General features: G+C 60.6%; 21 protein-coding genes. 7 read left to right on the forward strand and 14 right to left on the reverse strand.

The features are described 5' to 3' along the window. Positions 1-25: 25 nt before the first annotated feature. The 5 genes from ACMFWR_RS22570 to ACMFWR_RS22590 form a co-directional block, all read right to left on the reverse strand. Positions 26-817 carry a MetQ/NlpA family ABC transporter substrate-binding protein gene (locus tag ACMFWR_RS22570; RefSeq protein ID WP_413196918.1) on the reverse strand — a complete coding sequence of 264 codons (792 nt, stop codon included), beginning with the start codon at positions 815-817 and terminating at the stop codon, positions 26-28. A gap of 182 nt (positions 818-999) precedes the next feature. Continuing rightward, positions 1,000-1,503 carry a DUF3331 domain-containing protein gene (locus ACMFWR_RS22575; RefSeq protein WP_413196919.1) on the reverse strand — a complete coding sequence of 168 codons (504 nt, stop codon included), beginning with the start codon at positions 1,501-1,503 and terminating at the stop codon, positions 1,000-1,002. A 281-nt stretch (positions 1,504-1,784) separates the two neighbouring features. After that, on the reverse strand, positions 1,785-2,258 hold the full coding sequence (locus ACMFWR_RS22580; RefSeq protein ID WP_413196920.1) for a DUF2269 family protein: 474 nt from the start codon (positions 2,256-2,258) through the stop codon (positions 1,785-1,787). Beyond that, the gene (locus tag ACMFWR_RS22585) at positions 2,255-3,511 is read right to left on the reverse strand and encodes an SDR family oxidoreductase (RefSeq protein WP_413196921.1); all 1,257 of its coding nucleotides are present in this window, start codon (positions 3,509-3,511) and stop codon (positions 2,255-2,257) included. The genes ACMFWR_RS22580 and ACMFWR_RS22585 overlap by 4 nt, the downstream gene beginning before the upstream one ends. 174 nt (positions 3,512-3,685) lie before the next feature. Continuing rightward, positions 3,686-4,216: a GbsR/MarR family transcriptional regulator gene (locus tag ACMFWR_RS22590; protein WP_413196922.1), complete on the reverse strand. Its 531-nt coding sequence runs from the start codon at positions 4,214-4,216 to the stop codon at positions 3,686-3,688. Between the two features lie 125 nt (positions 4,217-4,341). Between ACMFWR_RS22590 and ACMFWR_RS22595 the strand changes: the two genes are divergently transcribed. Further along, positions 4,342-4,749 carry a thiol-disulfide oxidoreductase DCC family protein gene (locus tag ACMFWR_RS22595; protein ID WP_413196923.1) on the forward strand — a complete coding sequence of 136 codons (408 nt, stop codon included), beginning with the start codon at positions 4,342-4,344 and terminating at the stop codon, positions 4,747-4,749. A gap of 72 nt (positions 4,750-4,821) precedes the next feature. Here the strand turns inward: ACMFWR_RS22595 and ACMFWR_RS22600 are convergent, their stop codons facing one another. After that, positions 4,822-5,736, reverse strand: a complete 915-nt coding sequence (locus ACMFWR_RS22600; protein WP_413196924.1) for a cupin domain-containing protein — start codon at positions 5,734-5,736, stop codon at positions 4,822-4,824. Between the two features lie 99 nt (positions 5,737-5,835). Between ACMFWR_RS22600 and ACMFWR_RS22605 the strand changes: the two genes are divergently transcribed. Next, entirely contained in the window at positions 5,836-6,576 is a 741-nt protein-coding gene (locus tag ACMFWR_RS22605) for an SDR family oxidoreductase (RefSeq protein ID WP_413196925.1), read from the forward strand. A 128-nt stretch (positions 6,577-6,704) separates the two neighbouring features. On the opposite strand, the gene ACMFWR_RS22610 is transcribed toward ACMFWR_RS22605, so the two are convergent. Further along, entirely contained in the window at positions 6,705-8,033 is a 1,329-nt protein-coding gene (locus ACMFWR_RS22610; RefSeq protein WP_413197323.1) for an O-acetylhomoserine aminocarboxypropyltransferase/cysteine synthase family protein, read from the reverse strand. A 544-nt stretch (positions 8,034-8,577) separates the two neighbouring features. Between ACMFWR_RS22610 and ACMFWR_RS22615 the strand changes: the two genes are divergently transcribed. Genes ACMFWR_RS22615 through ACMFWR_RS22625 form a run of 3 tightly spaced genes read left to right on the forward strand, consistent with a single transcriptional unit; the run spans position 8,578 to position 11,255 of the window. After that, positions 8,578-9,537 carry an aliphatic sulfonate ABC transporter substrate-binding protein gene (locus tag ACMFWR_RS22615; RefSeq protein ID WP_413197324.1) on the forward strand — a complete coding sequence of 320 codons (960 nt, stop codon included), beginning with the start codon at positions 8,578-8,580 and terminating at the stop codon, positions 9,535-9,537. Between the two features lie 3 nt (positions 9,538-9,540). Next, positions 9,541-10,491: an ABC transporter permease gene (locus ACMFWR_RS22620; RefSeq protein WP_413196926.1), complete on the forward strand. Its 951-nt coding sequence runs from the start codon at positions 9,541-9,543 to the stop codon at positions 10,489-10,491. Beyond that, entirely contained in the window at positions 10,488-11,255 is a 768-nt protein-coding gene (locus ACMFWR_RS22625; RefSeq protein ID WP_413196927.1) for an ABC transporter ATP-binding protein, read from the forward strand. The genes ACMFWR_RS22620 and ACMFWR_RS22625 overlap by 4 nt, the downstream gene beginning before the upstream one ends. A 78-nt stretch (positions 11,256-11,333) precedes the next feature. Here ACMFWR_RS22625 and ACMFWR_RS22630 read toward each other — a convergent pair whose 3' ends face one another. From ACMFWR_RS22630 to pcaD, 7 genes are all read right to left on the reverse strand, one after another. Further along, positions 11,334-12,230 carry an amidohydrolase family protein gene (locus tag ACMFWR_RS22630; RefSeq protein WP_413196928.1) on the reverse strand — a complete coding sequence of 299 codons (897 nt, stop codon included), beginning with the start codon at positions 12,228-12,230 and terminating at the stop codon, positions 11,334-11,336. A gap of 150 nt (positions 12,231-12,380) precedes the next feature. Continuing rightward, a complete protein-coding gene (locus ACMFWR_RS22635) occupies positions 12,381-13,601 on the reverse strand; it encodes a sugar ABC transporter substrate-binding protein (protein WP_413196929.1) in 1,221 nt (406 codons plus the stop codon). A gap of 34 nt (positions 13,602-13,635) precedes the next feature. Next, positions 13,636-14,715 (reverse strand): ABC transporter permease, encoded by a 1,080-nt coding sequence (locus ACMFWR_RS22640; RefSeq protein WP_413196930.1) that lies wholly within the window; start codon positions 14,713-14,715, stop codon positions 13,636-13,638. Next, on the reverse strand, positions 14,712-15,722 hold the full coding sequence (locus ACMFWR_RS22645; RefSeq protein ID WP_413196931.1) for an ABC transporter permease: 1,011 nt from the start codon (positions 15,720-15,722) through the stop codon (positions 14,712-14,714). The genes ACMFWR_RS22640 and ACMFWR_RS22645 overlap by 4 nt, the downstream gene beginning before the upstream one ends. Then, positions 15,719-17,263, reverse strand: coding sequence for a sugar ABC transporter ATP-binding protein (locus tag ACMFWR_RS22650; protein WP_413196932.1), 1,545 nt, complete (start codon positions 17,261-17,263; stop codon positions 15,719-15,721). The genes ACMFWR_RS22645 and ACMFWR_RS22650 overlap by 4 nt, the downstream gene beginning before the upstream one ends. After that, on the reverse strand, positions 17,256-18,014 hold the full coding sequence (locus tag ACMFWR_RS22655) for an SDR family NAD(P)-dependent oxidoreductase (RefSeq protein ID WP_413196933.1): 759 nt from the start codon (positions 18,012-18,014) through the stop codon (positions 17,256-17,258). Before ACMFWR_RS22655 ends, ACMFWR_RS22650 begins: the two co-directional genes overlap by 8 nt. Positions 18,015-18,034: 20 nt before the next feature. Further along, complete coding sequence (gene pcaD, locus ACMFWR_RS22660) at positions 18,035-18,841, reverse strand: 3-oxoadipate enol-lactonase (RefSeq protein ID WP_413196934.1); 807 nt, start codon at positions 18,839-18,841, stop codon at positions 18,035-18,037. A 308-nt stretch (positions 18,842-19,149) separates the two neighbouring features. Here pcaD and ACMFWR_RS22665 point away from each other — a divergent pair, with 308 nt between their 5' ends. Next, positions 19,150-19,815: a GntR family transcriptional regulator gene (locus ACMFWR_RS22665; RefSeq protein WP_413196935.1), complete on the forward strand. Its 666-nt coding sequence runs from the start codon at positions 19,150-19,152 to the stop codon at positions 19,813-19,815. Between the two features lie 24 nt (positions 19,816-19,839). After that, entirely contained in the window at positions 19,840-20,529 is a 690-nt protein-coding gene (locus ACMFWR_RS22670) for an MBL fold metallo-hydrolase (RefSeq protein WP_413196936.1), read from the forward strand. Positions 20,530-20,532 lie beyond the last annotated feature (3 nt).

The following is a 20,532-nucleotide window of genomic DNA, read 5'->3' on the forward strand; positions in this document are numbered from 1 at the left end:
ACGTCCCCGCTCAAAGCAATTCGGATCAGAAAGCAGGAACCACCGCGCCCTTGTACTTTTGCTCGATAAACGCGCGAACGTCCGGCGTCTGCAGCGCAGCGACGAGCTTCTTGACGGCGTCGCTATTCGCATTATCCTGGCGCGCGACGATCAGGTTCGCATAGGGCGATTGACTGTCTTCGATAAAGAGCGCGTCCTTCGTCGGCACGAGATGCGCATCGAGCGCGTAGTTCGTGTTGATCAGCGCCAGATCGACCTGATCCAGCACGCGCGGTAGCGTCGCCGCTTCAAGCTCCTTAATCTCGAGATGCTTCGGGTTGTCGACGATATCGTGCGGCGTTTCAAGAATATTGGTCGGGTCCTTGAGCTTGATCAGGCCGTTCTTTTGAAGCAGCAACAAGGAACGTCCGACATTGGAGGGGTCGTTCGGAATCGCCACCACCGCACCGTCCTTGAGTTCGCTGGCCGACTTGACCTTGTGCGAATACGCGCCAAACGGCTCGACATGCACCGGCGCCACAGAAATCAGGTGCGTGTGATGGTTCTTGTTGAACGCATCCAGATACGGCTGATGCTGGAAGTAATTGACATCGATACGCTTTTCTTCGACCTGGAGGTTCGGCTGAATGTAGTCGGTGAAGACACGGACTTGAAGATCGACGCCCTCTTTCTTGAGTACCGGCTTGATATGTTCGAGGATTTCCGCGTGCGGCGTGGGGCTGGCTGCGACGGAGAGCGTCTCTTCCGCATAGACGGAGGATGCGGCGAGCGCGGACAGCGCGAGGGTGCTCAACAACCGGGACAGAGTGTGTTTCATAGGCGAGTCCATCTCTTATAAAAATGTAATCCGACGCTGCACCACGCGGGATCGCCCCGTGTCACGCATCGGCGGTGCGATCGGCACCGTTTGAGGGACTCGACTATAGCGACGGCTCGCTCCCCGGCGAACCAATGATTCTTGCGATTCAAATACGAAAAAACGTTATTGACGGCGATCGCTTACCCGGCCGTCATGGGGCCGCTGCCTTTCGTCGATAGTGTGCGCGCACGGCGTGCGGACTCGTGACACGACGCACCTACACCGTCGTCGCTGTTACGCTTGAGCGCTGCCTCGACTTCCGAAGCACGAATCATGGCCTTCGCATTGGAAGGCAACGGGCGCAGCGGAATCGGCCGATAAACCAGGTCGCCGCGCGAGATGGCATCGCCGCTCACGGCGCATTGCCCCCTGCCCGACGCGCGCCCCACGCGCCATATCTGGCAGATGTAGTTGCACATCGTCGAGTCACTCCAGTCGACGACGATCGTCACCTCGGTCAGTCGCTCGCGCACGAAGACCTGTGCGTTTTCGTGTGAGCGCTCGAACGAGACATTGCGGCGCGGGTCGCCATAGCGAAGCAGGCTCGCACGTTTGGCTTCATAGCCGTGCCGCAATACTTTGCCGGTGGGGCGAGTCAGGAGATACACGGTTTCCAGCCAGGGATCGAACGTCTTGGTCAGCATGATGTACGTCCTTCGATAGCGGTGCGTGGGATGATGAACACGCCGATGGCGGTGTTCCCTCAGTCACCCTATTGGACTGCATCGCGATCCATGCTTCAAACCCGATCGGGTATGCCATTAGTCCGTTCTCGTATGGAAGACGGATACGAACGTATGGCTTTCAGAATCCATGCGGTGGGCCGCTCTATGCTGCGGCCCGCGTGCTCATATCGAGGTATATCCATTCATACGCGAGCAGCGCAAGTCTCCGACATGATGGCGCTCCCCGGCAGAAGACCGGGTCATAACGACGGCTTGGACACCATCAGCCAGAAAACGGCGAGCATCGCGGCAAACGCGGGATATCCAAGCCATTCCCAGTATTGCGCGTACGCCCAGTATTTGGAAGGCAACACGGTGTCCTGACGCGACAGCGCTTCCGATGCCATATTCTCCATGCCAATCTGGAGCCATACGACCGGGAGCCAGCACAGGCCGGCGAACACATACAGACCGACCGCGGCGACGATCCAGGGTGTAGTCCAGGGCCAGCCCGCCATATGAACGAGCCATAGCCCCGAAACAGGTTGAATGACCACAGCGGGCGTCGTGAACCAGTAATCCGCTCGCACCACGAAGCGGGCTACGAGTGTGATCGCGATCACATTGCGTGTGCGGTTCACGCAGAACAGATAGAACGCGGTGCCGAATCCGGTCCCCACCAACACGACGGACGATACGACATGCAGCGTCTTGATCAACAGGTAGAGACTCATGAGCGAGTTTCCTCCATGGAAAGGACGGCCAACGACGCCAGAATGGGCGCGTTCTTCAGGATCGGCCCGAACGGGTGATAGAGGTACTCGGGCAGCGCGAAGGCAACGATGACGGAGTACATGGCAATAAGGCTTGCCTGCGCCCACCACAATCGCTTTCCCGGGCGCACTAGCGTCAGCACCCCCAGCACGGCATCGACGCATATCGACGCGTAAAGCAGGCCAAGTGCGGTCACGCCAGTGACGTGCACGCGCTCCAGCAGCGCGAGACTGTCGGCATGGGGATAAATCCACGCGCAACAGATCGCCGTTCCGAGCCACACAATCGCAAGCGCGATACGAAGACACATCATTCGCCACACATCGAGGGCATCGGAACGCAACGATCCGGCTTCCGAAGACGACACAAACGATTCGATGCCTGCAGGGAGGTGGCCCAGGAGGCTCGCCGTCGCAGCGACATCGCCCGTATTCCCCTGTTGGAGCATGTGCCAGGTGTCACGTGTCAGCATCGATCCGGGCAAGCGGTCACCCAGCGAAGCGCTCAGATCAATCATCCACTTCGGGATATCAACTCGCCATGCACGAGACATTCCCATCGATGCCCGATAGGTGGCAAGCATGTCGCGATACGCCAGCTCCGTTGCACCGACAAGATCGTGCACGCCCCGATGCGATCGGTCCGAATCAACGAGCGTCACGACGACGTCGGCAAGATCATCAATATGAATGGGCCGCACCGTTTGATGGCCGCCATCCGGCAGCGGATGGACCGGCAACGCCGCGATCGTGCGGAAGAAACGGGACGAAGCCCCGCTGACCCCGTAGACCAGGGCGGGTCGGAGGACAGCGTGGTCGACGGGTAAAGCTCGAAGAGACTCGTCGGCGCGTCGCTTGCTCTCGAAGTACGCCGTGCTGCCCGTCTGTGCACCAAGCGCCGAGATCTGGACGATGCGCTTCACGCCTGCATGCGCGGCGGCTTCGAATAAAGCGGCAGGTGCCCGGTGATGGATGCGATCAAACGTCTGCCCGTTGCGCTCAACGAGAATCCCGACGGCGTTGATGACGATATCGACGCCGCACAGCCTTGACGCCCAATCGCCCGGTTCAACGTCGGTTGTGAAATCCATCGCCATCTCGTCTGTTTGACGCGAGTCACGCACGCCTTTGATGACGCGGTGACCGCGGTTCATCAGCGCGGTGCAAAGCGCCTGCCCGATAAAACCATTCGCGCCGCATACCAGAACCTTCATGGCGAACTCCCCCTTTTCGACCGCAGCGTCGCGGGGCTCGGTCGCTGATGGAACGCAGGTGCTCAAAGGCATTTTTTATTCCCCCAATTACAGTTATTTCTGTACTCACAGAAATTTAAAAGCGTAAAAAAGGGCGAACGTATCGCCCATGCCGCCCGACTACGACGCGAGTCCCTAGCCCTTCGTGCGCCGCATGGTCCGGCTGATCCTGGCTCCGATGCCCAATGTCTTCATCAGCGTGTCGGGCTTCATCCGCAACATCTCATCGGACCAGGTCGTGAGCGTCTCAAGAAACTGCAACGTCGCCTGAATCCGCTCTTCGGTGTCGGCACTCTCCTGGGCCATCTCCGGACTCGTCAGACTGTCCCGCAGCATCGTCAGCGTCGGATCGATCTCACGCTGGCGACGGCCTTCGACGATCAGCTTGAACAGTTCCCAGATATCGGTCGACGTCTCGAAGTGATCACGCCGGTCTCCCATCACATGGACGACTTTCGCGAGACGCCAAGATTGAAGCTCCTTCAGGCTCGTGCTGACGTTGGAGCGCGCGACCCCCAGCGTGTCAGCGATCTCATCGGCGGCGATCGGGCGTCCCAGCAAGTAAAGGAGCGCGTGGATCTGCGCAACCGTCCGGTTGACGCCCCAGCGCGAGCCCATTTCGCCCCAATGGAGGATGAATCGTTCTGCAATCGGTGTGAGTTTCATGTCGGCCAATTTATTGAGTTCAGTCATTTCTGTCAAGAGAGAAATTTATCTTGACGAGGCGATTCGCCTCCTTTAATTTCTGTAATAACAGAAATATCTGAATACAACGTGACTGGAGAAGCACCGTGCAAGCCACCGCAATGACGCTTTATATCGACGGCCAATGTCCGCTGTGCGTCGCTGAAATGACGCGACTCCGCGCATGGGATCAACATGGCCAGCTCGCGTTCGTCGACATCGCCGGGCCTGGGTTTGATCCTGCTCCGCTGGGCGTCAACCTCATCGCACTCAACCAGCAACTCCACGCCTGGACAGCCGACGGCCGGTGGCTCATCGGGACTGACACCCTCATTGCCGCTTATACCTGTGTCGGCAAAGGCTGGATCGTTGCGCCGCTTCGGGTGCCAATGTTCCGCCCGCTATGGCGTGCGGCGTATCGCACGTTCGCGCGAAACCGCATACGCATTTCGCGTTGGCTCGGTTACGACGTTCCCGGCCCCTGTCGTGATGACGCCTGCGACCTCAAGCTTTGAGGCGTTCATAAAAGATTCACAGGCCCGGGCACGCGAATCGCAACGGCTCACCAGGCTCGCACTACCTTGTAGTCAAACGATCTCCGGCTGCTCCGGCTCTCGCGCATAGCGCGTCGGCGGCAAACCTACATGCCGCGTAAACGCCACACTGAACGCACTCGCTGAGCCATATCCGACGCGCTCGGCGATTTCAGCAATCGTCGCTTCATTGCCCAATAGCAATCGCTTGGCCATGGCCATGCGCCACGTCAGCAGATATTCCATCGGCGCCACGCCCACTGCCCGGCTGAATCGTTCGAAGAATGCAGAGCGTGAAAGCGCAGCTTCCTTTGCCAATTGCGCAACGGTCCACGATCGCGTCGGATGTTCGTGCATGTGCCGTATCGCGATTGCGAGACGCTCGTCGGCTAGACCACGCAGCAACCCGGTCGACGCGGCGGTCCCGGTCGTCGACCTGAAGGCTTCGATCAACACCACGTCAAGAAGCCGCGCGAGCACGATGTCGCGCGCTGGTCGCACCGCACGCGATTCGTCGATCAGAAGTTGCACCAGGGTCGAAAGCCTGCGTTCGCCGCGAACATGAACAAGTTGCGGAAGCAACGACAAAAGCAACGCAGCGTCTGGCGAATCGAATACGCACTGCCCGACAAGGAAGCGCACGTCGGGAGGATCCTGTTCGATGCCTAATCTGAATTCACTGTTCGGCAGCACAACCGGGGCTGAACGCATGTCCGCCGGCGCGAGCGGATTGCAACTCGACGTCGAAAACCCATACGCTGCAGGAATCAGCACGAAATCGTCCTGCTCGAGCGTCATGGGCTCCCGGCCATCGACCTCAAGACGACACGCGCCCTCAAGAATCACGCAGTAAAAAGGCAGCCCCGCCTCAGAACGGCGAACGCGCCACGCACCCGTCCCGCTGACAATCTTCGAATACGAAGCACGCGGCTGAAGCAGCGTAACGACCTCGGCAAGCGGGTCGATCATGGCCGGACTCCTGCGAATGAAACATGGACTTTCGATTGTAGCCAGTCCAGCGGCGTCAATCTATCGTTAGATCCATTGTCGTCAGTCCACAGGAATCGTATGAAAACCGTCTTGATCACAGGATGCTCATCCGGCTTCGGCCTTGCTATCGCCCACTATTTCCTTGAGCGCGACTGGAACGTCATCGCGACGATGCGCACACCGAGAGAAGATGTCTTGCCACGCTCCGAACGCCTGCGCGTGCTGCCGCTCGATGTTTCGGATGCGCAGAGCATTCGCGATGTCGTCGCTGCGGCGGGGCCGATCGATGTTCTCGTGAACAATGCGGGTATCGGCGTGCTCAATGCACTCGAAGGCACGTCGATCGAAACCGCGCGCGAAGTGTTTGAGACGAACACCCTCGGCACGATTGCATTGACGCAAGCGGTCTTGCCGCAATTTCGCGAACGCCGTTCGGGTGTGATCGTGAATGTCACATCAAGCGTGACGTTGAAGTCCCTACCGTTGCTTGCCGTCTATACAGCAAGCAAGGCAGCGGTGAATGCGTTCACCGAATCCCTTGCGATCGAGCTCGAACAATTCAATATCCACGTTCGCATCGTGCTGCCTGGCCGTGCTCCCGAGACAAAATTCGGCGAAAACGCGCGAACGAGAATGGCAAACGGAATTCACGAGGCCTATTCGGATCTGGCTGAAAGCGTCTTCGCGCAGTGGCAGGAATCGACGCTCATGACGCATACGCCCGACGTGACCGAAGCGGTATGGCGTGCCGCGACCGATCCGGCAGCCCCGATGCGGATTGCCGCCGGGGCGGATGCGGTGGCACTGTCGCCTGCCTGAACCTCAAAGAAATTTGGCGCGCCACAGCGGCATGGCGCGTCAAATTATGGCGGGTCCCGGCGCCTCGCAACTCATCGCCCCGCTGCAACTGCAATGCAGCAAAGCGTGGTATGTGAGGGTCACGGCAACTAGGCCACCGCCCGAACCTCCGGTCGGTCCAGGGTCGACACAGCGGCCAATGCCTGATCCAGATCCGCAATGAGATCGTCTACATGCTCGATCCCTATCGACAAGCGGATCGTTTCTTCGCTGACGCCCGCTTTGGCCAACTCTGCGGGTGACAACTGACGATGCGTCGTCGATGCAGGGTGTGTCGCAAGCGATTTGGCGTCGCCAATGTTCACAAGACGCGTAAAGAGCTTGAGCGCGTCCTGGAACTGCGCGCCCCCTTCACGCCCACCTTCAACACCGAAGGTCAGGATGCCCGGCGCCTTACCCGATAAGTACTTGTCCACGAGCGCATGATCAGGATGATCCGGCAGGCTCGCGTGCGACACCCACTGAACCTTCGGATGCGCCTTCAAGTACTGCGCAATTCGCGCAGCATTCTCTGCGATCCGATCGATCCGCAAGCCGACCGTTTCGATACCTTGCAGCAGTAAAAAGGCGTTGAACGGCGAAAGCGCAGCCCCCGTATTGCGCAGAGGCACGACGCGAGCACGACCGATGTAGGCCGCTGGACCCAGCGCCTCGGTGTAGACCACGCCGTGATACGAGACGTCCGGCTCATTCAGCCTGCGAAAGCGCGCCTTGTGCTCAGCCCACGGAAATTTCCCCGAGTCGACGATCGCGCCGCCGAGGCTTGTGCCGTGCCCTCCGAGATACTTGGTCAGCGAATGCACGACGATGTCGGCGCCGTGCTCAAACGGACGCAACAAGTACGGCGTAGGCACGGTGTTGTCCACGATAAGCGGGATACCGTGACGATGTGCAATCTCCGCAAGCGCTTCGATATCCGTGATGTTGCCAAGCGGGTTGCCAACCGTCTCCGCAAAAATGGCCTTAGTACGATCATCGATCAACGGCTCGAACGAATCGGGCTCTCGCGGGTCGGCGAAACGCGCCTCGATACCGTACTGAGGCAGCGTATGCGCAAACAGATTGTAGGTACCTCCGTATAGCGTGCTCGAGGAGACGATGTTGTCACCGGCCTCGGCGATGGTCTGTATCGCATACGTCACGGCCGCTTGACCCGATGCAAGCGCCAATGCTCCGATACCGCCCTCAAGTGCGGCGAGACGTTGCTCGAGCACACTATGCGTCGGATTCATGATTCTCGAATAGATATTGCCTTGGACCTTGAGGTCAAACAGGTCTGCACCGTGTTGCGTATCGTCGAACGCAAACGCGACCGTCTGATAGATCGGCACTGCAGCAGCACGCGTCGTCGGGTCGGGCGAATACCCCGCGTGAACAGCAAGTGTTTCAAACTTCCACGTTGAGGCTGGCGACGGCACATCGGATGCATCGGTCATATCGTGGGTCTCCTGGGTCGGAAAAACAGCAACGCTCGCAGTTCGATGCTGCGTCGGGGTCGCGCATGCGATGGGGAATTCGGATCATCGAGTGCGGTATGCGCGGTAAAGCGAGCCGGCACCTTCTCGTCGGCGTCGTGGATCTTGATCAGCAACGCTTCGTCCGGTCGCTGATGAGTCTAGGTTTGCACTCGGTGTCACACAAAGAATGTTTTGAGCATTAGATTTCTCGTTTTCGTTCTTTGATGCTTAGCATTTCGATTCATATGTAAATGACGGAAATGCGGGATCGTAAGCGAGTCGTGAGAATCGTCGAGGAAGGCAGATAGCCATTGGTCGGCGGCCTCATCAATTCGTCAATCGCTCGACGGCGGGCTCCACCGTCCAATCGCCTCGTACGTCATAAGCATTCCACGACTGATCGTTTCCCCGGCAAGGGGCGTCGTCATAACATCGGCTTTCTTAACGATAAAAATGGATGCCGATGAGACCGCTGCTTCGTCATGCACTGCACTCTGCGCTTGGGATGGTGGCGAGTGTCGCCGCTGCCGCCGTGATGTCCAATTCGTCTTTTGCGGCGAGCCCGGCGCCCTCGGAGCTCAAGCTCGACTACGCGTACTATTCGCCCGAAAGCCTGGTCGTCAAACGCTTCGGCTGGCTCGAGAGCGAATTCAAGCCGGATCACACGAACGTCAAGTGGGTATTGAGCCTCGGCAGTAACCGCGCGCTTGAATACCTGAACAGCGGCGCCATCGACATCGGCTCGACCGCCGGTCTTGCTGCCGTGCTCGGCAAAGCCAACGGCAATCCGATCCGCACCGTCTATATCTATTCGCGTCCGGAGTGGACTGCGCTCGTCGTTCGCAAAGACTCTCCGCTCAAATCGCTAAGCGATCTCAAAGGCAAAAAGATCGCCGCGACTAAAGGCACCGATCCTTTCCTGTTTACGCTCCGTGCCTTGCACACGGCGGGCTTGACGCGCGACGACGTCGAGATCGTGAATCTTCAGCACCCCGACGGGCGCACCGCGCTTGTCAACGGGCAAGTCGATGCGTGGGCGGGTCTCGATCCGCATATGGCGGCTGCCGAGGTCGACAACGGGGCTCGGCTGCTGTATCGGAATGTGAACTTCAATACATACGGATTTCTCAATGCGCGCGAGTCGTTTGTCACCGAGCATCCCGATACGCTCGCTCGCGTGATCAAGGTCTACGACCGTGCGCGCACCTGGATTGTTGCCCACCCTGACGACGCGGCGAAGATCGTCGCCGAATCGGCGAATATCTCGCTGCCTGTGGCCAAGCTTCAACTCGAACGCAACGACTTCTCGAATCCGTATCCGGGAGCCGAGCATATTGCAGCGCTCAAGGCGGCGGCACCGATTCTGACGGATGAGCAGCTCGTCAAGCCCGGTACAAATATCAATACCGTGATCGATACCCTGGTCGATACGCAAAGCGCTCGCCGCGCACTGGCGACTCAATAGACGATGAACGAGATGCGTCGTGCCGATCACGTTGCCCAGCCGGGTTCGCTCGCGCGCCAGGCGAGCGAACGGCGTGCTCGCCGGCCCGGCTCCGGAATCCGAGCCTGGCAACGCGCCGGACTTGCGTTGCCGTTCGTCGCACTCGCGCTTGTCGAACTGGCCGTACGCGCAGGATGGATTGCGTCGAATCTTGTCCCCGCACCGAGCGAGGTCGCGGCTTCATTGATTCAGATGGGACTGCCACGTGTGCTGCGTCATATCGGAGCGAGTTGCGGACGTGTCTTGACGGGCTTTGCCCTCGGAGCCATCAGCGCCGTGTTGGTCGGCGGGGCAATGGGGCTTAGCAAGCGCCTCGAAGCGTTGCTCGATCCGACGTTTCAGGCATTGCGCGCCATACCGTCATTGGCATGGGTTCCGCTTCTGCTGCTCTGGATGGGTATCGACGAAGCGCCGAAGATCACGCTGGTCGCGATAGGCGCCTTCTTTCCCGTTCATCTAAGCGTGTTGTCCGGCATCCGAGGGGTCGACCGCAAGCTGATCGAACTCGGCAAGGTCGCCGGATTGAGCCACGCCGCGCTCGTGCGTCGCATCCTGCTGCCGGCAGCCATGCCCCAGATCTTTGCCGGGCTACGTATCGGGCTCGCCGTGTCGTGGATGTTCGTCGTCGCGGCTGAACTGATCGCCGCCACGCGCGGCCTCGGCTACCTGCTCAGCGACGGTCGCGAAACCGGACGCACGGACTGGGTCTTCGCCGCCATCATCCTCTTCGGCGTGCTTGGCAAGCTCAGCGACAGCATCGTCAGGGTCATCGAACAGCGCTGCCTGCGCTGGCGTGATACGGAGAGCGATTCGAACGGCACGTCGACGCGTGATATCGATCGCGCTTCACGGCGCGAATCGCAGCACGACGCACCAACGCACGAGCACGAACGAGCAAGCCAGACTGCCCTATGACTCACCCCCTGCTCCACGCACACCTCATCGCCAAGCGATTCGGCGAAAAACGCGTGCTCGACGGCGTATCGATCCATATCCGGCCCGGCGAGATCGTGAGCCTGATCGGCCCGAGCGGCTGCGGGAAAAGCACCCTTCTCCGAATCGTCGCCGGCCTTGACGATGCCTATGACGGCACCGTCAAGCTTGGAGGAAAAGCCGTCGCCAATCCATCCGAACGCGTCGGCATCATGTTTCAGGAGCCGCGCCTGCTGCCATGGCTCAGCGTCGAGCAGAATGTGACGTTTATCGCCGGCGGCAAACGCGATAAAGATGGGTACGCGATACGCCTGCTCAACGAAGTCGGTCTCGCCGGGCGCGAGCGCGCCTGGCCTAAGGAATTGTCCGGCGGGATGGCACAGCGAGCGGCACTGGCACGTGCGCTCTATACCCGTCCCGATCTGTTACTGCTCGACGAGCCATTCAGCGCGGTGGATGCGCTCACTCGTATGCGCCTGCAGACACTGCTGCTATCAATGACCGCCGCCCACGGCACGGCGGCTCTCGTCGTCACGCACGATCTCGATGAAGCACTTTTCCTTAGCGATCGAATCTACTTGATGGCGGCCGAGCCCGGACGCATTGTCGATTCGTTCGACATCGATCTCAAACGCCCTCGCGATCGCGCAGTTCCCGAGCTGGCCCGTTGGCGCCACCGCTTACTCGCCGAACTCGACGCTCACTCGACCACGCTGCCCACTCCGACCGCTCACCAAACCGCGTGACCGTTGCCCCGACGAAAATCGCCAGTGCCAACAGAATTGGCAATGGTGACGAACGAACGCAGTCGTGCGTGCTGCCCCTCAGTCAGGCACATGCCCGTCGTACCGCTCGAATCCATACAACTGCTCCGGATTGCGAACCAGAATGGCCTCCCGCAAACCCGCATCGCCAACCCAGTCGCCGAATTGATCGACGAGATCGGTATCGTCGGGCATGGCTACCGGAATCGAAGGATGCGGCCAATCAGTGCCCCAGACCAATCGATGAGGATTCGCCTCGATCAAAGCGTCGAAATAGCGTCGCGTATCAAAGTAAGGCGGCACAGGAAGGGACGTCGAGCGATAGGCACCCGACAGCTTGACCCAGGCCAGGCCTTCACGCACGAGCGCAAGCAGGTTGCGAAAACCGGGGTCGTGGACACCCTTGACCGTCGGCACATGTCCGAGATGGTCGAATACGACCGGCACTCGCAGACGTTCGACCAGCGCTGTCAGATTGCCCAACGTCGACACGTCGGCGAGAAACTGAAGATGCCAGCCGGAATCGCGAATGCGCTGTGCAAGCGCATCGGCCTGCCCGATGGCAAGCCCCGCGCCAAACAGCAGGTTCAGACGCACACCACGCGCACCCAGCGCATGGTAGTCGGCTAACTCACGATCGGTGACGTCAGGCTCGAGCACGAGTACCGCACGCATCGGCAAGCGACTCTCCGCAATGACTTCAAGGCTGCGCCGGTTATCCATGCCATACGGACTGGGCTGCACGATCACCGCGCGATCGATGCCGAACGTACTGGCGAGGGCTTCATACGTGTCAAGCGTTGCATCCGGCGGCGTATAGCTGCGGCTTGGCGCGTAAGGCCACGCATCCGCGGGGCCAAAAACATGGAAATGGCAGTCGACCGTGCCGGCTGGAAAACGAATGCGAGGCGCGCGCGTTACAGGCAATGACGCGTCACACATGGGAATGATGTCCACGAAAACCTCGTCAAACCTGGGGCAAGTGCCGCATCGGTGCGTTCGGCGATCACAGACGAATCACATAAAGGATATGACCGACGCGCACTGTGCTCCCGATACGAAAAAGCCGGTTCGTCAAAGACCGAACCGGCTGAAGAGAGACTTCCCTTAAGGCTTGACGGTCGCCGTGACCTTCGTCAGCTTGAACAGATCAGCCGGAGCCTGGCAGTGCTGGCAATTGACACCCGGTACATCAGGCGCTTGCTTGACGACGTCAGCCGGCAGCGGCTGAATCGTCGCTCCCGGCGTCGGCGTACCGTTCAACGCCGAATTCAGCGACAGTTCCGGCGTCAGAACAGGATCGAACACTTCCGTGTTGAACGAATCGGGCACCCTGGTCGAGGGGAAGGCGTTGCAGCCATCGACAAACTTGTCGCCCGAGCACACCTTGACCTTATCGGCCGGCACCCATGGCAGCGGATATTCGATGTTATGGACCGTCACCTTCCGCTTGCCGGTCAGCTCTTCCATCATGAGCTTGAACGCATAGCCGGACACATTGATCGGGTCGCCGGACGAAATGCCGTCGAGTCCGCGCTTGCGCAGATCGGGATTGGCAAGCGCCAGACGGAAGCCGTTGGTGTTTTCGCCGGTGACCGGCACGAGCTTCTTCTGGCCGCTTGCGAGCATGGCGGCCACGATGCCGTCCTCACCGTTTTCGCCGAAGATCGCATCGACGTCCGGATGCGCAGCCAGCGCCTTCGCGGTTTCCTGCTGCGTCGTCTGGCTATTCCACATGCCGTAGTACTCGGCGACGATCTTGATGCCCGGATACTGCTTGAACACGCTCATCGCGCCGTCGTAGTTCATCTTGTCGACGGAATTGCCAGCCACGCCCCGGTCGATAAAGACATTGCCCTTGCCATTGAGCTTGTTCACGAGCCATTGCGCCGTATTCGGTGCAAAGCCGGCGGTGATATAGCTCACCGTTCGTGCGCATGGTTCGGTCACGGTGCCGCTATACGTGTACACCAGTACATGCTTCTCGCACGCCTCGTGGATCGCGCGATTCAGGCCGGTGGCCGAAATCGGGAACGTGATGATTGCGTCCGCACCCGCCGACACCATGCTCTGATACGCAGCGGCCTGTGCTTGCACGTCCGTCCCCGAAATCACCGTCTTCAGTTCGACGAGCTTGTCATAAGGCGGTGTCGCGGCCAGCGCCTTGATCAGGTTCGAGGTCTCTGTCTGATAACCGTTGCCGCTATAGCTCATGCTCAGATAGACCTTGAACTTCTTCGGCGGTGTCTGCGCGTGCGCAGCGCCGCTCAGCACGGCCGCTGTCGAAAGCGCAAGCGCGCAGGTCTTCAGGAAAAGGCGAAAATTCATGTGTGTCCTCCAATATGGCGTCCGGTCGAACCGGTCATTCGCGTTGTTTGTTGCTGCTTTGTGGAGTGCTGCGTGGTGTGGAACGGCTGAAGCCACTTCGTTTGATGAGTTGCATAAGGTCATCGCGCAGGAGCACGAGCGCGAGGAAAATCACGACACCGTAGATGATCGTTCGCCAGCCTTCCGCGATACCGAGGGATGAAACGAGCGTGGACAATGTGGTCAGTAGAATGGCGCCGGCTGCCGCACCGAGATAGATGCCCCGACCTCCGACGATGGAAGTGCCACCAACGACGACAGCCGCGACCGATGGCAACAGATAGCTCTGGCCGAGCGTCAGCGTCACGCCGCGCACGTAGCCGAGCATCAGGATCCCGGCGAGCCCGGCGCTGGCGCCGCTGATTGCGTGCGCCGCGATCGTCAGGCGATGCACCGGCAGACCTGCCACGAAGGCCGCGGTCGGATTGGTGCCGAGCGCATAGACTTTGCGCCCGAAACTCGTGCGTATCTGCAGAAAGCACCCTGCGGCGGTGCCCAGCACCATCAGATACAGGATCGGCGTGCCCATCGCCGTGGTCGCGAACAGGGACGACAATGCAGCGGACGGCTGCCCCGTCGGGGTGCCCTGCGTAAAGCCCAGCGTCACGCCGTAGAGAATCACGCCCATCGCAAGCGTCATGATGAACGGCGGGATTTTCACGAGACTCACACCGATTCCGCTGCACGCCCCCAGTGCGGCCGTGATCAGCAGGATCGCCGGCACACCCCACAGCACCGACGAAGCTGATGGTCCGCCGATCCATTTGAAAGCCAGCACGCCTCCAAGCGTCATCATCGACGCGACGCTGAGATCGAGGCCGCCCAGCAGAATCACCATCTGCTGACCGAACGCGACCACCATCAGGAAACTCGAAATCACGAGAATCGCCTTCATCTGCGTCAGGCTGCCGAAGTTCGGCCCCAACGCGCGTGAAGCGACGATCAGCACAAACGAAATCGCCAGCAGGGCGATCGCCGTACGCATATCGCGATCGATACGGCCGAGCAGGCCTGGCGACGCTTCGCCGCCGCGCGTGTCGGCAGGCCGGCCGTCAGTTAATGGCGTCTCTGTCATGAACGCACCTCGCCGCGTGTGCTGATACGTGCAAAGAACACCGCGACAACCACAGCGGCAATCATGACCACGCCTTGAAAAATGCCCGTATAGAACGACGACACGCCTGTTGAGAACAACACCTTCTGCAGCAATGTCAACGTCAACGCTCCAAGGATCGAACCGGCGACACCGCCGCGCCCGCCCGAGAACGATGTGCCGCCCAGTGCGATCGCGGCAAAGACCAGCAGCAGATACGGGTCGCCGGCGTTGGGTGTGCCGGTCGCAGTCAATGCGGTCAGCATGAAGCCGGCCAGGCCATAGCACACGCCGGCCAGCATATAGGCCACCAGCTTCACACGCCGCGTCGGCACGCCGGCCAGCACGGCGGCCGTTTCATCAGCGCCGGTCGCGTAGAGCCCCACCCCCCAGTCCGTGCGGCGCAGGATGCGCCAGGTCGCGTAGACGACCACGACGATCGCCAGTGCGACAGGCACTACATCGCCGACGCGTCCGGTCATCGCGTAGTTCATGAAGTCCGATACATTGCCGCCCGGCGCATCGAGAATCAGCAGCGTGATGCCCGAACACACGATCATCGAAGCGAGCGTCAGCGTGATCGACTGCAGGTTCCAGTAGGCGACGAAATAGCCATTGATCGCACCGACGACGGCGCCGGTCACGACCGCGATCACAGCGCCTTCAAGCGCTCCGGTCGCTCCGTCGCCGGCGAGCACCGCGACGAGCACATTGGTCAGCGAAATGACGCCCGCCACCGAGAGATCGAAGCCGCGTGTAAGCACGACCAGCGTGCCGCCCGCGGCGGCCAGGGCCAACGGCAGGCTGTTGTTAAGAATGTCCGTCAGCACGCTTCCGCTCAATGCATCCGCTTGTGTCGCCGCGAAAATCACGGTCAACACAATCAGGATCGCGACGATGATCGTGGTGCCGTCACCGAGCACGCGACGCAGCCATGGATCGGGCCGCAAGGCGCCGTCGGCGTCTGAAACTTGAATGGATGACTTCACGATAAATGCACTCCCTGTCCTGCCGCGAGCGCGACCAGATGCGGCTCGGTCAGACTGTCGCCGGCCGCCTCGCCCGCGACGCGGCCACCGTAGACAACGACACAGCGATCGACGAGCTGGATCAGCTCCGCCAATTCCGTCGAATAGACGAGCGCCGCACCGCCTTGCGCAACAAAATCCCGGATCACGCCGTAGATCACGGCCTTGGTACCGACATCGACGCCACGCGTCGGATCGAACAACACAAGATGGCGCGGGCCTGCCATCAAGACACGCCCGATCAGCGCCTTTTGTTGATTGCCGCCCGATAGCGCGCCGATCTTGAGTTTCAGATAACGGCTGGCGAGATCGACGCGCGTCGCTTCCTGGCTGACAGCCGCGCGTTCGCGCCGGCTGCTGACGATACCGAAACGTCCGAGCTTGCCGAGTATCGGCAGCGCCATATTGCTGTCGGTGCGCAACCCCAGAAACACACCTTCGGTCTTGCGCTCTTCAGGCACGAAGCCAATGCCCGCGCGCGCCGCATCGGCCGGATTCGCAAGACGCACGACACGTCCGTCGACGCGGATTTCGCCCTGACGCACCGGCGTCAGCCCGGCGAGCATGCGAAACAAATCGCGCTGCCCCTGCCCTTCGAGGCCAGCCACGCCGACGATCTCGCCCTGTTTCACGCTCAGGCTGATCTGCTCGACCTGCCCGCCAGACAGATCCGTGACACCGAAGGCTTCCGACGTCGATACCTGCGCCTGACTGCGCCCCGCATGCACTTCGCGTGCCGCCGAGCCCACCATCATCTTGAAGATGCCCGCATCTTCGATACCGGCGAGCGAGACCGTCTCGATGCTCTCGCCATTGCGCAGCACCGTGCCGCGACGGCAGAGGCGACGCACTTCCGACAGACGGTGCGAGATATAGAGCACGCCTGTGCCGGACGCCGTGAGACGTTCAAGAATGTCGAACAGCCAGGTCGGATCGGACAGTGCGGCAGTCGGCTCGTCGAGCACGAGCAGGCGAGGACGACGTGCAACGGCACGCGTGATTTCGACGCGTTGCTTCTCAGCCAGCGACAGCGCACTTACCTGCACGCTCGGATGAATATGGCCGAGTCCGTACTCCTCAAGAATAATGGCCGCACGAGCCTGGCTATCCTTGACCGACACGAGCCCTGCCTTGCCTCGAGCCTGCCGCGGCAACATCAGGTTTTCCGCCACGCTCAGGTTGGGCAGCAGACTCAGCTCCTGAAACGCCGTGGAGACGCCTGCCGCGCGCGCGGCCATCGGATCCGCGGGACGATACGCCTGACCGTCGAGCATTAACGCGCCCGTGTCCGGTGTCACGATGCCGGATAGCACCTTCACGATCGTCGACTTGCCCGCACCGTTTTCGCCGAGCAACGCGTGGACTTCGCCGGCTTCGATATCGAACGACACACGGCGCACGGCGATCGTTGCGCCATACGACTTCGCGACGTCCTGGATATCGAGGATCTTCGGCGCACCGGATACGGCGCGTGCCGTCGTTTGCGCCGTGGGATCAGCCATTGTAGACACCGCCATCGATACCGAATGCCTGTGCGGTCACGTACGCCGACTCGTCAGATGCGAGATAGACGAAGAGCGGCGCAATTTCCGCCGCATCCGCCTGACGACCCAGCGGCACGAGCGATTCGATTTTCTGCTGCTGAGCGCTGGCACCGCCCATGAAGTCGATCGCGGGCTGATTGAACGCCGTATCGACCCAACCCGGGCAAATCGCATTGACGCGGATGTTTGCTGGCGCGAGCTCGAGCGCAAGCGCCGTCGTGAACGAAATCACGGCGCCTTTGGACGCGGAGTACGCTACCAATCCCGGACCGCCGCGTTTGCCGGCGAGCGAGGACATATTAATGATCGACCCCTTGCCCGCGCGTTTCAGATGCGGAATCGCATGCTTGGCGCCGAAGAAATGCGCGCGTGCGTTGACGGCGAAGAGCGCATCCCAATTGGCCTGATCAAACTCCGCGATCGCGCCCGAGCGCTGCAAGCCAGCGTTTTGCGCGAGCACATCGAGTCCGCCGAGCCATGCAGCGCCCGCTTCAATCAACGCGGCCACACTCTCTTCGCGCGTCACGTCGACCTGCACGAAATGCGTGGCGGCGCCGAGTTCCTCGGCGACGGCGCGTCCCGCTTTCTCGTCGATATCGCCAATGACCACGCGCGCGCCTTCGGCAATGAAGCTGCGCACCGCTTCCTTGCCGATATTGCCGATCGCACCCGTGATGACGATGCGCTTTCCATTAAGACGGCCTGCCATGACAACTCCTGAATAAAGGCTCAATGACTGCCCGCACCGTTCGACTGGGTCAGCAGAAAATGTTCGATGGCCGGATTGCACAGTTCGGGACGCTCCATCGTTGGCATATGCGCCGCCGCGGGAGTCGTCAGTAGCTGAGCGCCGGGAATGGCCTGCGCAATCCGCTCAAGCACGGGAAGCGGCGTCGAGGTGTCTTCTTCGCCCGCCACCACGAGCGTCGGGACCGTGATGCGGCCAAGCACAGCCGCGAGCTCCATATCGCGGATCGCCGCTGCGCTGCCGGCATAGCCATCGAGCGATGTACCCATCACCATGGCGCGCATCTTTTCGACGAGTGCGGGTTGTTCCTGCCGGAACGACGGGGTGATCCATCGATCGACCGTCGCGTTGACGAGCGGTACGATGCCGAGTTCGCGCGCTTCACGCACGCGGGCATCCCACGACGCCTTTGGCGCATCGCTGGTGGTGGCGCACAGCGTGAGGCTCGCGAGACGTTCTCCGTGCCAGGCACCGAGATATTGGCCGATCATGCCGCCCAGTGACAGCCCGATGTAGTGCGCTTGCGCGATGCCAAGCGCGTCCATCAGTGCGAGCACGTCCTGTGCAAGCAGCGCAAGCGAATAGTCGCCTGCCGTACTGCCCGAGCCGCCGTGGCCGCGAATGTCATAGCAGAGCACGGAAAACGAACGGGACAAGGCATTGACCTGCGGCTCCCACATCGACAGGTCAGCCGCGAGCCCGTGACTCAGGACGACCGTCGGCGCACCCGGCGTGCCCGTCAGCGAATAGCAGATCTCGATGCCATTCGTTTCGGCCCTTCGAATCATGTCTCCACACCCTTGTTCAGCGTTGCGCGATCGATGTAGCGCGGTGATTTCGCCGGCGCTTCGATCGCGAGGTGAGCCAGTCTTGATTTTGGCGACAATTTTGTCAATAAAACTGTCGTCAAGGTTTACGCCAATACTGTTGGCTTTTTTAGCCAGTAGAATGCGTGCCTTATAAACCGGTAAAAGGCCCCGTTTTCGGCATCGACCAGGCCTGCGCGAATGGAACAGGTCGAAGCGCGGCTGGCACGCCCGCGAACACGCGGGCACCGCTGAAGCGCCCTGATAGCGCGAACATTGAGGAACATCGATTGGTAACAAAAACGGACCTTCAGGCGGCACAACTGGTCGAAGCGATCAAGTCGGACATCATCATTGGACGGCTCAGACCGCATCAGAGACTGGTCGAAGAGGAAATCAGCGCGCAGTTCAACGTGTCGCGGCATGTGTCGCGCGCGGCGCTTGTACATCTCGACCGCATGGGGCTCGTCACGCGCCGGCCGAATCGCGGCGTGATCGTGCGTGATTTCTCGATCGAGCAAGTCGAGCAGATTTATGAAGTCAGGATGATCCTGCAGCGCGAGGCGGCAGCCCGCGTGCCGATGCCTGCACGTCCCGATGCGATCAGGGAAATTGAAGCCATCCACATCGAGTACTGCCGTGAACTCGATGCGGGGAATCTGCTTCAGGTCAACGTGCTCAACGATGCGTTCCATCGCCGCATCTGGGCCACCTGCCCGAACCAGTATCTGGCCGAAACCATCGAGAAACTGTGGGTCGAGACCACCGGTATTCGCTGGTACGGCGTCGGCGATCCGCAATTGCTTTCGCACTCGCGCGAGCACCACGCGACCATGATCGAGCAACTGAAAAATGGCGACCGAGAGGGCTTCGTGGCGCTTGCCGTCGATCACATCATGCCGCCGCTCGAAGCGTTCCGCCGCGCGCATCGCATGAGTTCGACGTTCAGCGCCTGAACGCTTCGCACACGAGGACACCGCATGAAGCCGACGTACGACATCCTGGTGCAGGGCAATGCCCTGCGTCTTAAGCACGATTTTCTCGGCATCGCGAACATCACACTGATTCGCAGCCGCGACGGCCTGATGCTGTTCGATACAGGTGGCTTCGTCTCTCGCCTTGGCCTGTTGAAGGCCTTGCGCGATCGCGGTCTTGCTCCGTCCGACATCGGCACTGTGTTCCTGTCGCACTTGCATTTCGATCACGCGCACAACGTCGATCTGTTTCCTCATGCACGGTTTCTCGTCAGCGAGCGCGAGTGGGAATATGCCGCCCATCCGCACCCGAACGACCTGCTGATGCCGTGGGGCATTCGCGAGCAGTTGTCGAAATCGCGCGTGGAATTCCTCAATGGCGAGGGCCAGCTCGATGAAGGCGTGACGTACTTTCCCGCGCCCGGCCATACTCCGGGTTGCTGCGGCATCGAACTGGAAACCGCCGATCGAGGGCGCGTCGTCCTCGCGGGCGACGCGATCAAATACGCCAAGGAAGCGATTCTCAAGCGCTGCGACATGGCGTTCGACGAGGTCGACGTAGGCACACGCACGATCAAGCGCATCCTGGAACGCGCGGACCGCATCGTCCCCGGCCACCACCCCGAACTGATCCGGCAAGAGGATGGCAGCTTCGTCTGGGAAGAAGCCGCGCCATTCGAATTGCTCGTGCGCTGAACG

This window comes from Pararobbsia alpina (assembly GCF_965118125.1).
GTDB classification, from domain to species: domain Bacteria; phylum Pseudomonadota; class Gammaproteobacteria; order Burkholderiales; family Burkholderiaceae; genus Pararobbsia; species Pararobbsia alpina_A.

Bases quoted from the DNA above. Each gene is read 5' to 3' on its own strand.
- ACMFWR_RS22600 (WP_413196924.1), bottom strand. From the start codon at position 5,736: ATGATCGACCCGCTTGCCGAGGTCGTTACGCTGCTTCAGCCGCGTGCT.
- ACMFWR_RS22670 (WP_413196936.1), top strand. From the start codon at position 19,840: ATGAAGCCGACGTACGACATCCTGGTGCAGGGCAATGCCCTGCGTCTT.
- ACMFWR_RS22655 (WP_413196933.1), bottom strand. From the start codon at position 18,014: ATGGCAGGCCGTCTTAATGGAAAGCGCATCGTCATCACGGGTGCGATC.
- ACMFWR_RS22650 (WP_413196932.1), bottom strand. From the start codon at position 17,263: ATGGCTGATCCCACGGCGCAAACGACGGCACGCGCCGTATCCGGTGCG.
- ACMFWR_RS22590 (WP_413196922.1), bottom strand. From the start codon at position 4,216: ATGAAACTCACACCGATTGCAGAACGATTCATCCTCCATTGGGGCGAA.
- ACMFWR_RS22640 (WP_413196930.1), bottom strand. From the start codon at position 14,715: ATGACAGAGACGCCATTAACTGACGGCCGGCCTGCCGACACGCGCGGC.
- ACMFWR_RS22585 (WP_413196921.1), bottom strand. From the start codon at position 3,511: ATGAAGGTTCTGGTATGCGGCGCGAATGGTTTTATCGGGCAGGCGCTT.
- ACMFWR_RS22570 (WP_413196918.1), bottom strand. From the start codon at position 817: ATGAAACACACTCTGTCCCGGTTGTTGAGCACCCTCGCGCTGTCCGCG.
- ACMFWR_RS22605 (WP_413196925.1), top strand. From the start codon at position 5,836: ATGAAAACCGTCTTGATCACAGGATGCTCATCCGGCTTCGGCCTTGCT.
- ACMFWR_RS22620 (WP_413196926.1), top strand. From the start codon at position 9,541: ATGAACGAGATGCGTCGTGCCGATCACGTTGCCCAGCCGGGTTCGCTC.
- ACMFWR_RS22635 (WP_413196929.1), bottom strand. From the start codon at position 13,601: ATGAATTTTCGCCTTTTCCTGAAGACCTGCGCGCTTGCGCTTTCGACA.
- ACMFWR_RS22580 (WP_413196920.1), bottom strand. From the start codon at position 2,258: ATGAGTCTCTACCTGTTGATCAAGACGCTGCATGTCGTATCGTCCGTC.
- ACMFWR_RS22575 (WP_413196919.1), bottom strand. From the start codon at position 1,503: ATGCTGACCAAGACGTTCGATCCCTGGCTGGAAACCGTGTATCTCCTG.
- ACMFWR_RS22615 (WP_413197324.1), top strand. From the start codon at position 8,578: ATGGTGGCGAGTGTCGCCGCTGCCGCCGTGATGTCCAATTCGTCTTTT.
- pcaD (WP_413196934.1), bottom strand. From the start codon at position 18,841: ATGATTCGAAGGGCCGAAACGAATGGCATCGAGATCTGCTATTCGCTG.
- ACMFWR_RS22625 (WP_413196927.1), top strand. From the start codon at position 10,488: ATGACTCACCCCCTGCTCCACGCACACCTCATCGCCAAGCGATTCGGC.